Raw genomic sequence first — 11,799 nt, forward strand, 5'->3', positions numbered from 1 at the left:
GTGAAGTCCTGCACCATGCTCGCCATGAGCGCCGACGGCGCCATGGTGACGACCATCGAAGCTCTCGCTAACGGCTCTACCCTGCATCCGATGCAGGAAGCCTTCCGCGAGCATCACGGCCTGCAATGCGGCTTCTGCACGCCGGGCATGATCATGACCGCGGTCGACATGGTGCATCGCCTCGGCAACGACCTCGACGACCACACCATCCGGCAGGAGCTGGAAGGCAACCTCTGCCGCTGCACGGGCTATCACAACATCGTGAAATCGGTCGCGGCCGGCGCGCGGGCCATGGGCGCGCCCCACCGGGTCGCGGCCGAATAGCGATCGTCATTCCGGCCACAGGCCGGTCCCGTTGGCTCGCCCGGGATCACGGGCAGGCCCGGGATTGCGGGAGGAAGGCATGAATCAGACCGGCATCGGCGCGCGCGTGCCGCGCCTCGAGGACAAGCGCTTCATCACGGGCAAGGGCCGCTACACGGACGATATCGGCCGCCCCGGACAGGCCCATGCCTGTTTCCTGCGCTCGCCGCACGCGCATGCGCGCCTCCAGGCGATCGATATCGCCGAGGCCGAGCGGGCGCCGGGCGTCGTCGCGGTCTTCACCGGCGCGGACATCAAAAAATTCGCACCCGATTCGGACGACCTTCTGGAAGAGGATCTGGGCGGGCTCATCTGCGGCTGGATGATCCATTCGAAGGACGGCTCGCCGATGAAGGCCGCGGCCCATCCGGTCCTTGCCAAGGACAGGGTCCGCTATGTCGGCGACCATGTCGCGGTCGTCATTGCCGAGACGCTGCGCCAGGCCCAGGACGCGGCCGAATTGATCTCCGTCGATTACGAGATCTTGCCGAGCGTCACCGAGACCGCGAATGCCCGGGCCGACGGCGCCCCCGAGGTCCACGAGGGCATCGGGCGCAACACCGTCTTCGAATGGGAGCTGGGCGACCGGGCGGCCACCGAGGCCGCCTTCGACCGGGCGGCCCATGTCACTACGCTCGACCTCGTCAACAACCGCCTCGTGCCGAACCCCATGGAGCCTCGCGCGGCCATCGGCGAATACGATCCCGGCAGCGACCAGTTCACGCTCCACACGACAAGCCAGAACCCGCATGTCGCCCGGCTGATCATCTCCGCCTTCGTCGGCATGGCGCCGGAGCACAAGCTGCGCGTCGTCGCGCCCGATGTGGGCGGCGGCTTCGGCTCGAAGATCTTCGTCTATGCCGAGGAGGTGGTCTGCCTGTGGGCGGCCCGGCGGCTGAAGCGGCCGGTGAAATGGGCCTGCGAGCGCACCGAAGCCTTCCTCTGCGACGCCCATGGCCGCGACCACGTCACCCGCGCGCAGCTTGCGACCGACAAGGACGGCCGGATCACGGCATTGAGGGTGCATACGACTGCCAATCTCGGCGCCTATCTCTCGACCTTCGCCTCCTCGGTGCCGACCTACCTCTATGCGACCTTGCTCTCGGGGCAGTATGCGATCCCGGCCATCCATGCGGAGGTGGATGCGGTCTACACCAACACCGCGCCCGTCGACGCCTATCGCGGGGCGGGGCGGCCCGAGGCGACCTTCGTCGTCGAGCGGCTGGTCGAGGTGGCGGCGCGGGAACTCGGGATCGACCCGGTCGAGTTCCGGCGCCGGAACTTCGTCACCAGCTTCCCGCATCAGACGCCGGTCATCATGACCTACGATGCCGGCAATTACCACGCGGCGCTCGCCAAGGCGCTCGATCTTCACGACGTGAAGGGGCTCGCGGCGCGCAAGGCGCAGAGCCGGGCCCGGGGGCGGCTGCGCGGCATCGGCTACTCGGCCTATATCGAGGCTTGCGGCATCGCCCCCTCGCAGGCGGTGGGCTCGCTCGGCGCCGGGGTGGGCTTGTGGGAATCGGCCGAGGTGCGGGTCAACCCGACCGGCGACATCGAGGTCCTGACCGGCTCCCACAGCCACGGCCAGGGCCACGAGACGACCTTCGCGCAGCTCGTCTCGGACCGGCTCGGCGTGCCGATCGGGACGGTCAAGATCGTCCACGGCGACACCGACAAGGTGCAGTTTGGCATGGGGACCTACGGCTCGCGCTCGGGCGCGGTCGGCATGTCGGCGATCCACAAGGCGCTGGAGAAGATCATCGCCAAGGGCCGGAAGGTCGCCGCCCACGTGATGGAGGCCGCCGAGGGCGATATCGAGTTCAGGGACGGCAGGTTCTCGGTGGCCGGGACCGACAAGTCGCTCGCCTTCGGCGAGATGGCGCTGCAAGCCTATATCGCGCACAAGTTCTCGGGCCAGGATCTCGAGCCGGGGCTGAAGGAGGGGGCCTTCTGGGACCCGACGAACTTCACCTTCCCGGCCGGGGTGCATATCTGCGAGCTGGAGATCGACCCCGAGACGGGCGTGACCACCATCGAGCGCTGGACCGCGGTCGACGATTTCGGCAACGTCATCAATCCGATGATCGTCGAGGGGCAGGTCCATGGCGGCATCGCCCAGGGCGTCGGCCAGGCCCTCCTCGAAGGGGCCCGATACGACGAGGACGGCCAGCTCGTGACGGCGAGCTTCATGGATTACTGCATGCCGCGCGCGCTGGATTTCCCGCCCTTCGACATCGGCATGACGGTGACCGAATGTCCCTCGAATCCCCTCGGCATGAAGGGATGCGGCGAGGCCGGCGCCATCGCCTCCCCGCCGGCCGTGATCAACGCGATCACCGACGCGCTGGGGCACGAGAACGTCACCATGCCGGCCACTTCAGCCGTCGTCTGGCGGGCGGCGCAGGCGGGGATGCGCTTGGCCGCCGAATAGGGCCACGCTCCCCTTTCCTTCTTCTTCTTCGTCATGGCCGGACTTGTCCCGGCCATGACGCTTGTAAGAGAACGGGCCAGTCGATCTATCGGATTTCGTATTACCGATACCGATAGTAATACCGATACTGGTATTGCGGCGCATACCCATAGGGCGCGTAGCCGTAGGGCTGCGAATAGCCACGCGGGAAATCCACCGAGCGGGGCGGGCCGTAAGCCTGGATGCCCGTCGAGCCGGGATAGATATAGCTCGACATGAACGCACCGCCCGCGGGCTCGCGATCCCCGCCATTGCCGCCTCCGCCTCCGCGGAAAGCCGCGGCCGGCGAGGCCAGAGCGACCGCCAGCGCGCCAGCGCCGATGACGGCCGATGCCAGCTTGAACATCCTGCGAACTCCATTCGAGAACCTGTCCTGGAGACAATGCGGCAACGGGCGGTCCGGTTCATTTCCGAGATTGGGTGCGACACTTCCAAAGCGTCACATTCATCGCTTAAGCTTGGCCATGCTCCCGCTGGAGACGCCGGCATGATCGACGCCGACGGCAAGCCGTTTCATGTGGCCTGGCGCTACAGCCGCGCCGAGATGATCGCGGACGGCGTGATCCATGGCCTGGGCCTCGTCCTCGCGATCGGGGGCGCGGGCGTCCTGCTCGCGCTCGCCGCCTATCGCCTGACGGCGGGCGAGGTCGTGGCCGTCCTCGTCTATGCGGCCGGCCTCGTCGGGCTTCTGTCCATATCGGCCGCCTATAATCTCTGGCCCGTCTCCCGGACCAAATGGTGGCTGCGCCGCTTCGACCACGCCTCCATCTTTATCCTGATCGCTGCGACCTATACGCCTTTCATGACGCGCATGGCCGGCGAGGGCCCGGCCTTCGCCCTCTTCATCGCCGTCTGGGTGGTCGCGATAGGCGGGGCGCTGGTGAAGATCCTGCTGCCGGGCCGTTTCGATCGCCTGGCGATCCTGGCCTATCTCCTGCTCGGATTCAGCGGTTGCCTCGTCTGGGAAACCATCGCGAGAGCCCTGTCGGGCACGACCATCTCCCTTATGCTGACCGGCGGCCTGCTCTATGCGGGCGGGGTCGTGTTCCATGTGTGGAACAGCCTGCGCTTCCAGAACGCGGTCTGGCATTTCTTCGTGCTCGTCGCGAGCGCGGTCTTCTACTCGGCCGTCCTGACCGGAATCGTGCTGGCCTGAGCGGCGAGCGCCGCCAGTTCCTGCGGCGTGTCGGCATCGCGCGAGACGGCGGGGTCGCCCCGCTCGATCTCGACGACGTCGGCGAGGGGGCGCAGCAGCTTGCCCGCGCCCGTATCCCCCGTGAGGCGGGCGATGGCCGGGGCGAGATCCTTCGACAGGATCGCCGGATGCCCGCGCCGGCCCTGGAAAGTGGGGACGAGCGCGGAGGGAAAGCCGGAGGAGCGCCATGCCTTCAGCAGCCAGTCGAGGAGGGCGGTTCCGATCTGCGGCATGTCGCCGAGGAGGATGGCAGCCGCCTCGGCTTCTTCCGGCAGGGCCGCGAAACCAGCCTTCAGCGAGGTGGAGAGACCCTCGCGGTAATGCGCGTTCTCGACGATGGTGACGCGGAGTCCCGCCAGTGCCGCCGAGACGGCCTGCGCCTCGTGGCCGACGACGACGATGACCGGCTCCGCCTCGCTCTCCAGGGCCGCCTCGGCGACGCGCGTGACGAGCGGCTTGCCCTCGAAGGCGGCGAGCATTTTCGGCTCGCGCCCGAAGCGGGTTCCGCGCCCGGCGGCGAGGATGATGGCGGCGATCGTCACGATTCGTCCTCCCGCGGCGCGCCGCCCGCCCGCGGCTGGGGACGCGAGACGATCTCCATCAGGAGCCCTCCGACCCCGAGCCGCGTGATGTCCCGCCCCGTCACGGGGAGCCCCGCGACGAGGCGGCCGAGCACCCAGTCGAAGCCGTTTTCCTTCGGGGAGCGCGCGCAGCCGGGCGCGCCGAGGACGGGCTTGCCGCCCAACGCGCCGACGAGAAGAAGGTTGCCGGGATCGACCGGCATGCCGAAATGCTCGACGCGCCCCCCGGCCTCCCCGATCGCGGCCGGGATGACGTCCCGCCGGTCGGCGATGGCGGAGGCCCCGAAGACCACCAGCAGATCGACCTCGTCGATCTGCGCCCGGATCGCCGCCGCCAGTGCCCGCGTTTCGTGCGGACATTCGGCCTGCGCGGCGATCCGCGCGCCCATCGGCGCGAGGCGCTGCGCGAAGACATTGGCCGTCTTCACGACCAGCGAAGGCTTGAAGCCGGGCGTCAGGGTCGAGACGATTCCGACCTCCCTGATCCGGTAGGGCGCGACGGACATGCTCGGGCCGCAGGCCGCGAGCGCCGCCTCCACCAGGGGCCGGCCGACGCCGTAGGGGATGATCTTCACGGTGCCGATCATCTCGCCCTCGACCACGGGCTTGAAGGCCGGCAAGGTAGCGACGGTGATCGCCTCGTCGATGGCGTTGATCGCATCGATCCGGCCGGCCTCGATCACGAGGATGCCGGCGCTCGCGGCGAAGAGATTGGAGCGGCCGGTAAAGGGTTTCTCGACCCGCACGCCCGATCCCGCGAGGGCTTGCGCCAGCCGGCCGGCGGCCTCGTCCTCGCCCATGTCGTCGGGTCCGAGGCGGGCGACGACGAGGCGGCGGATGCCGGCGGCGCGCAGCCGCCCGGCGGCGTCGGGCGTGACGACCTGCCCCTTCCTCAGCACGGCCTCGCCGGCCTTGACGCTGTGAGCGGCCAGGGCGCCGACCGCCTCCTCGACCGGGACCTCCCCGAAGGTCATGGCGCCCGCCGCCGCTCGCGGCGAAGCTCGGCGACGATCTCGGCCAGGATCGAGACGGCGATCTCGGCGGGCGTGACGGCGCCGATATCGAGGCCGATCGGCGCGTGGATTCGCGCGATGGCCTCCCGGGAAAGACCCGCCCCCGCGAGGCGCTCGACGCGCTTCGCATGCGTCCGGCGCGAGCCGAGCGCACCGACATAGAAGCACTCGGCCCGGAGAGCCGGCAGGAGAGCCTGATCGTCGATCCTGGGATCGTGGGTCAGGCAGGCGAGGGCGGTATAGCGGTCGAGGCCCCCGAGCGTCGGCAGGGCGTCCTGCGGCCACTCGGCGATCACCGGGACGTCCGGGAAGCGCTCCGGCGTCGCGAAGGCGGTGCGCGGATCGACGATCGTGACGTCGAGCCCGATTTCGCGCGCCATGGGCGCCAGCGACTGGCTGACATGCACCGCCCCGATCACGACGAGCTTCACGGGCGGCACATGGACATTGAGGAAGACGGGGCCGGTTTCGCGCTCGATCGTGCCGCTCCTGCCGGTCCTGATCCGCTCGGCCAGTTCCCCGGCGAGCGGATCACCGCCGATCTCGGCTTCGCGCACGAGGCGCTGGGCCCCCGTCCCAAGTTCCGTGACGACGATTGCGGCGCGCCTCGCCTCGCGCTCGGCATTCAGGTCGGAGAGGAGAGAGAGGTCCATTCTAGGAGACTTGCGAAAGACGCGCCTGAACGGCGCCCTGGAACGACAGGGGTTGCGACCGGATCGGGTGAGTGACGGGCGGCCATGCAAGAGGCGGCGACATCTGCATCGTCAGTCCAGCCTCTCGACATAGACCTTGATGCGGCCCCCGCAGGAGAGGCCCGCGCGCCAGGCCGTCTCGTCGGCCACGCCGAATTCGAGCATGCGCGGCTTGCCGTCCGCGATGGCCTCGGCCGCCTCGGCGAGCACGTCGCCCTCGACGCAGCCGCCCGAGACGGAGCCGAGGAAGTTGCCCTCATGGTCGATGACGAGATGGCTTCCCACGGGCCGCGGGGCCGAGCCCCAGGTCTCGACGACCGTGGCGAGGGCCACGCCGCGCCCCTGCCGGCACCAGGCTTCCGCCTCCTTCAGGATGTCGCCATCGGTGGAAAGCATCGCGATCTCCGAGCCAGTCCGGTTCGAACATAAGCAAAGCGGACAGGCAGGGGAAAGGGATCGGGCGCAGATCACCCCCTCGGGCCGAAGATGATGACGGCCGCGCCCGCGATCGTGAGCGCGGCTCCGAGGAGATCCCAGCGGTCGGGCCTGAATCCTTCTGCCAGCCAGAGCCAGAGCAGCGACATCGCGACATAGATGCCGCCATAGGCGGCGAAGACGCGGCCCGCGGCCGGGGCGTCCACGAGCGTCAGGAGATAGGCGAAGAGAAGGAGGCTCGCGGAGCCCGGCACGAGCCACCATCCCGGCGCGCCGAGCCGCAGCACGGCCCAGACCGCGAAGCATCCGGCGATCTCGCAGGCTGCCGCGGTGACGAAGGTCAGCGCCGTCACGAGGCGGCCCGCAGCCAGCGCGCGGGATCGGCCCCGTCCGGACGGGAGGTTCCCAGGGCCCGTACCAGCTCCTCCATCGAGGCGAGGGAATGGATCGGCCGGAACTCGTCGACATGGGGCAGCATGGCCCGGATGCCGGCGGCCCGCGCCTCGAAGGCGCCGAAGCGCAGGAGCGGATTGAGCCAGACGAGCCGCCCGCAGGAGCGGCGCAGCCTGTCCATCTCGAAAGCGAGGTCGCTGCCGGCCTCGCGCTCGAGCCCGTCCGTGAACAGGAGCACCACGGCCCCCTGGCCGAGCACGCGGCGCGACCAGAGCCGGTTGAAATCGCGCAAGGCGGAGGCGATGCGGGTGCCGCCCTCCCAATCCTTCACCCGCGCGGCGGCGCGGGCCAGGGCGTCGTCGGGGTCGCGATGGGCGAGATCGCGCGTGATATTGGTGAGGCGGGTGGCGAAGACGAAGCCGTGAACCCGCCGCCGCTTCTCGGCCAGGGTGTGCAGGAAATGCAGGAACAGGCGCGAATATTCCGCCATCGAGCCCGAGATGTCGACGATGGCGACGAGGGGCGGCGGGCGCGTGTGCCGCGAGCGGAAGGCGAGGTTGATCGTGGCGCCCCCGCCCCGCAGGGAGCCGCGCAGGCTGCGGCGCAGATCGACGAGGCGCCCGCGCGGATCGGGCCGCAGCCGGCGCGTCGGGCGGTCGTCGTCCGGCAGCCGCATCGCCTCGATGACCCGCCGCGCCCGCGCGATCTCCTGCGCCGTCATCTGGGCGAAATCGCGCTCCTTGAGGACGTCCCGGTCGGAGGCCGTGAGGCGCGCCGAAACCTCACGCTCGACCGTTTCCTCCTCCCGCCTTGCCTTGCGCGGCTGCATCGCCTCCAGCACGCGCGTCTCGCCGGGCTTCGGCTTCTCGCGCCCCTTCTCGCCCGGCGCGAGGGGCGACATCTCGGCGAGCAGCTTCTCGACGAAGCCGCGGCGGCGCCAGAACAGGCGGAAGGCCGCATCGAAGACCGGCATCTGCTCGCGGCGGCTCACGAGAACGCTGTGCAGCGTCCAGTACAGGTCCTCGCGCCGGCGGATGCCCGCCGCCTCGACTGCGCCCACGGCATCGACGATGGCGCCCGGCCCGACCGGAATCCCGGCCGCCCGCAAGGCGCGGCCGAACAGGGCGACGTTGTCGGCGAGGTGCCCGCTCAAGCGGCCTCGCCCGCGCTCATCCCCGCGCGGACCTCGTCGAGGACCCGCCGGACCTCCGAGCCCTGCATCCGCGCGATGTCGTCCTGGTATTTCAGCAGCACTCCGAGCGTGTCGGCGACGAGGGACGGATCGAGCGCGACCGCGTCCAGCTCGACGAGCGCCTGTGCCCAGTCGAGCGTCTCGGCGACGCCGGGGGCCTTGAACAATTCCCTGTCGCGGATGGCCTGGACGAAGCCCACCACCTCGCGGGCCAGCCGCTCCCCCGCGCCCGGGACGCGGCGCGAGAGGATGGCCAATTCGCGCCCGGCATCGGGATACCCGACCCAGTGATAGAGGCAGCGGCGCTTGAGGGCGTCGTGGATCTCGCGCGTCCGGTTCGAGGTGACGACGACGATCGGAGGCGCCTCGGCCCGGATGGTGCCGAATTCAGGCACGGTCACCTGGAAATCGGACAGGATTTCCAGGAGGAAAGCCTCGAAAGCCTCGTCCGTGCGGTCGAGTTCGTCGATCAGGAGGATCGGCGGGCCTCCCTCCTGCGGCTCGAGCGCCTCGAGGAGCGGGCGGCGCACGAGATAGCGCTCGGAGAAGAGATCGGATTCGAGCCTGCCCCGGTCGATTTCGCCGCCGGCCTCCGCCAGCCGGATCGCCATCATCTGGCCGGCGTAGTTCCATTCGTAGACGGCCGAGGCGACGTCGAGTCCCTCGTAGCATTGCAGGCGGATCAGCCGGCGCCCGAGCGCCCGCGACAGGACCTTGGCGATTTCCGTTTTACCGACCCCCGCCTCGCCTTCGAGAAACAGCGGGCGCCCGAGCCGCAGCGCCAGGAAAAGGACGGTGGCGAGCGCCCGGTCCGGGACGTAGCCCGCGCCGTCCAGCAGGGCCTGAGTCTCGTCGATGGAGGAGGGGAGGGACCTCATCCCCGAGGGGTCACAGATAACGCGGGCGGAGGCAAGCCGGCTCACGCCGCCGGCTCATCCGGCCGCGGCGACCGCCCGCTTCGCCATCACGATCACGAGATGGGCGCGATAATCCTGGTCGGCGTGAATATCCGACGCCATGTCCTCGGACGGGACGGTCTTCCCCTCGAGAGCGGCGGCGGAGAAATCGGCCGCCAGCGCCTCTTCCAATTCCCTGGCCCGGAAGACGCCGTCGGCGCCCGCACCGATGACTGCAACGCGCGTCTCGCCCGCGGCCGTCTGCGCGACGCAGACCGCGCAGAGCGCATAGCGCGAGGCCGGATTGCGGAACTTCGCATAGCCCATCTTCCGGGGGATCGGGAACTCGACGGCGGTGATGATCTCTCCCTCTTCCAGCGCCGTGGAGAAGAGGCCCTGGAAATAATCGTCGGCCGCGATCCTGCGGCCGTTGGTGACGATGGTCGCATCGAGCGCCATGGCGGCGGCCGCGTAATCGGCCGAGGGATCGTTGTTGGCGAGCGATCCCCCGATCGTGCCGCGATGGCGGACGGCGGGATCGCCGATCGTGCCGACCATTTCGGCCAATGTCGGAATAGCCTGCCGCACGATCTCGGAATTCGCGACCTGATGATGGCGCGAAAGGGCGCCGACGAGGAGCCTGTCGCCCTCGACCCTGATGCCGCGCAACTCGTCCAGCCCGTTCAGGTCGACGAGGGCGGAAGGCCCCGTCAGGCGCAGCTTCATGGCCGGGATGAGGGTATGGCCCCCGGAAAGCGCCCTGCTCTCCGGGCGCCCGGCCAGCATCGCCGCCGCTTCTGCGAGGCTCTTCGGCTTGAGATACTCGAAGGCGTACATGGCGGTGGGGCTCCCCGGTCCGGCGCAGCAGCAAGAAGGCTAGCGCAATGGGCGCCCCGTACACAATGCCCCATCCTTGGGACGTCTACTACAGTCTGACCGTGGTGCTAGACGGCAAGGTTGTCGCTTACGGCATCTATCGGTCCCGCCGATGCGCCCTGACAGCCGCGGCCCTGTGGCAAGAGCTTGGCGTTCGATGTGTAATCAGGGAGCGTTGAGCCATAGCCCTCTCCGCCCCCTCCGCTCTCTGCAAAGACCTTGCGGCCTTGCCTGTGTTCTTGCAGCACTTACCTTGCGGCGATCATCCGAGAACTGCCCGAGGACGACGACACGCGGGCCGGAGTGGCCCAACATTTCGCTCGGTACTTGAGAGGACCAATCCGCGGTTTGACCGTGGGCGGTTCCTCTCCGCGTGCATGGGGAGGGCTACGTTGGCCGATCTTCGCCGCGGGAGTTCCGGCAACTGGGAAGGCGCCGATTTTCTTCCCGAGAAGCTTGTCGCGCCTTCCATTTGGTGTTCTGCTGGCAACGTCAATGAGATGGCGCAATCATATCAAAGTGTTGGATGCTGGCGATCATCTATCCGGGGAGATGTCGATGGATGGCCTGGGCGGGTTGAACGGATCTGAGCATGGAATCGTTCTGGGTTTGTTGCAATTGCGCAGCGGCGAGAACATACAACCGCATGATCTGAACATTTCCGCCGAGAGGCTCGCCTCCTTCGTGCGCCAGGTGAAGGAAAGGCGCCCGAATATCGACCTCATTATATTTCCGGAGTATTCTCTCAATGGGGCGTCGAAGTCTCTGGATCCGGACCTGCAATGCTCCATCGACGGTCCGCAGGTCGAGATACTGCGCCAAGCCTGCCGCTCGGCCGGCGTATGGGCGTGCTTCTCCCTGATGGAATGCAATCCGAACGGAAACCCCTACAATTCGGCGATTCTCGTCGACGACGAAGGTCAGATCCGTCTGCATTACCGGAAGCTTCATCCCTGGGTTCCGGGGGAGCCGTGGGAACCTGGAGATCTGGGGATTCCGGTGTGCGAGGGGCCGAAAGGCTGCAAGGTTTCCGTGATCGTCTGCCATGACGGCATGTTTCCCGAAAGTGCCCGGGAGGCCGCTTATAAGGGCGCGGAGTTGTTGATCCGTATCGCCGGCTATTCCGCGTCGCTGCGCCATCAATGGCAGTTGACCGCGCAGTCCGATGCCTTCTGCAACCTGATGTATACTGCGAGCGTGTGCGGATGCGCTGCCACGGGACCCTTCAGCGGCATGGGCGAGGCCATCGTCGTGGGCTTCGACGGCGTTCCGATCCGTCAGGGCGGCAACAAGGAAAACGAACTGGTCACCGCCGAGATCCGGCCGGATCTGGTGCGTGAGGCGCGCAGGTCGTGGGGTGCGGAAAACAATATCTACCAGCTGGGCCACAGAGGCTTCGTGGCCGTCGAGGGCGGCGCGACCGATTGCCCGTATACCTACATGCAGGATCTCGTCGCAGGGCGCTACCGCGTTCCCTGGGAGGATGAAGTCAAGATAAAGGACGGCGTCGCCTTGGGCTATTCTCCTCCGCGAAAACCGGCTTAGAGCGTGACTCGAAAGGTCGATTTGGCGAACGGCGACCTCGGATGACGAAGGGACTTGCTCGATCCGACCGCCGGGAGGAGATCGACCACTATCGCAACCTGACCGCCTGCCACACCTGCGTGCTCAAGCCACGCTGCACCGCCGA

13 protein-coding genes are annotated in these 11,799 nt (G+C 68.3%); 4 read left to right on the top strand and 9 right to left on the bottom strand.

The window, feature by feature from the left end:
* The coding region (locus tag PKD06_RS16135) for a 2Fe-2S iron-sulfur cluster-binding protein (protein ID WP_324381860.1) at positions 1 to 324 on the top strand (324 nt) is incomplete at its 5' end.
* Between the two features lie 79 nt (positions 325 to 403).
* Positions 404 to 2,797 carry a xanthine dehydrogenase family protein molybdopterin-binding subunit gene (locus PKD06_RS16140; RefSeq protein ID WP_324381862.1) on the top strand — a complete coding sequence of 798 codons (2,394 nt, stop codon included), beginning with the start codon at positions 404 to 406 and terminating at the stop codon, positions 2,795 to 2,797.
* Between the two features lie 100 nt (positions 2,798 to 2,897).
* Here the strand turns inward: PKD06_RS16140 and PKD06_RS16145 are convergent, their stop codons facing one another.
* Positions 2,898 to 3,182 carry a hypothetical protein gene (locus PKD06_RS16145; protein WP_324381864.1) on the bottom strand — a complete coding sequence of 95 codons (285 nt, stop codon included), beginning with the start codon at positions 3,180 to 3,182 and terminating at the stop codon, positions 2,898 to 2,900.
* 141 nt (positions 3,183 to 3,323) lie between these two features.
* Here PKD06_RS16145 and PKD06_RS16150 point away from each other — a divergent pair, with 141 nt between their 5' ends.
* Positions 3,324 to 3,992, top strand: a complete 669-nt coding sequence (locus PKD06_RS16150) for a hemolysin III family protein (protein WP_324381866.1) — start codon at positions 3,324 to 3,326, stop codon at positions 3,990 to 3,992.
* On the opposite strand, the gene PKD06_RS16155 is transcribed toward PKD06_RS16150, so the two are convergent.
* The 8 genes from PKD06_RS16155 to PKD06_RS16190 form a co-directional block, all read right to left on the bottom strand.
* Positions 3,956 to 4,573, bottom strand: coding sequence for a nucleotidyltransferase family protein (locus PKD06_RS16155; RefSeq protein ID WP_324381868.1), 618 nt, complete (start codon positions 4,571 to 4,573; stop codon positions 3,956 to 3,958). The genes PKD06_RS16150 and PKD06_RS16155 overlap by 37 nt on opposite strands.
* Entirely contained in the window at positions 4,570 to 5,586 is a 1,017-nt protein-coding gene (locus PKD06_RS16160) for a molybdopterin-binding protein (protein WP_324381869.1), read from the bottom strand. The genes PKD06_RS16155 and PKD06_RS16160 overlap by 4 nt, the downstream gene beginning before the upstream one ends.
* Positions 5,583 to 6,278 carry an XdhC family protein gene (locus PKD06_RS16165; RefSeq protein ID WP_324381871.1) on the bottom strand — a complete coding sequence of 232 codons (696 nt, stop codon included), beginning with the start codon at positions 6,276 to 6,278 and terminating at the stop codon, positions 5,583 to 5,585. The genes PKD06_RS16160 and PKD06_RS16165 overlap by 4 nt, the downstream gene beginning before the upstream one ends.
* A gap of 111 nt (positions 6,279 to 6,389) precedes the next feature.
* Complete coding sequence (locus PKD06_RS16170) at positions 6,390 to 6,713, bottom strand: XdhC family protein (protein WP_324381873.1); 324 nt, start codon at positions 6,711 to 6,713, stop codon at positions 6,390 to 6,392.
* Between the two features lie 71 nt (positions 6,714 to 6,784).
* Positions 6,785 to 7,105 carry a YnfA family protein gene (locus PKD06_RS16175; RefSeq protein WP_324381876.1) on the bottom strand — a complete coding sequence of 107 codons (321 nt, stop codon included), beginning with the start codon at positions 7,103 to 7,105 and terminating at the stop codon, positions 6,785 to 6,787.
* Positions 7,102 to 8,298 carry a VWA domain-containing protein gene (locus tag PKD06_RS16180; protein WP_324381878.1) on the bottom strand — a complete coding sequence of 399 codons (1,197 nt, stop codon included), beginning with the start codon at positions 8,296 to 8,298 and terminating at the stop codon, positions 7,102 to 7,104. Before PKD06_RS16180 ends, PKD06_RS16175 begins: the two co-directional genes overlap by 4 nt.
* On the bottom strand, positions 8,295 to 9,215 hold the full coding sequence (locus tag PKD06_RS16185; RefSeq protein ID WP_324381880.1) for a MoxR family ATPase: 921 nt from the start codon (positions 9,213 to 9,215) through the stop codon (positions 8,295 to 8,297). Before PKD06_RS16185 ends, PKD06_RS16180 begins: the two co-directional genes overlap by 4 nt.
* Positions 9,216 to 9,269: 54 nt before the next feature.
* The gene (locus PKD06_RS16190) at positions 9,270 to 10,070 is read right to left on the bottom strand and encodes a xanthine dehydrogenase family protein subunit M (protein ID WP_324381881.1); all 801 of its coding nucleotides are present in this window, start codon (positions 10,068 to 10,070) and stop codon (positions 9,270 to 9,272) included.
* Between the two features lie 597 nt (positions 10,071 to 10,667).
* Between PKD06_RS16190 and PKD06_RS16195 the strand changes: the two genes are divergently transcribed.
* Positions 10,668 to 11,654 (top strand): formamidase, encoded by a 987-nt coding sequence (locus PKD06_RS16195; RefSeq protein WP_324381883.1) that lies wholly within the window; start codon positions 10,668 to 10,670, stop codon positions 11,652 to 11,654.
* The last annotated feature ends 145 nt before the right edge of the window (positions 11,655 to 11,799 follow it).

It is taken from the genome of Enterovirga sp. (assembly GCF_035325185.1).
Taxonomy (GTDB): Bacteria; Pseudomonadota; Alphaproteobacteria; order Rhizobiales; family Beijerinckiaceae; genus Enterovirga.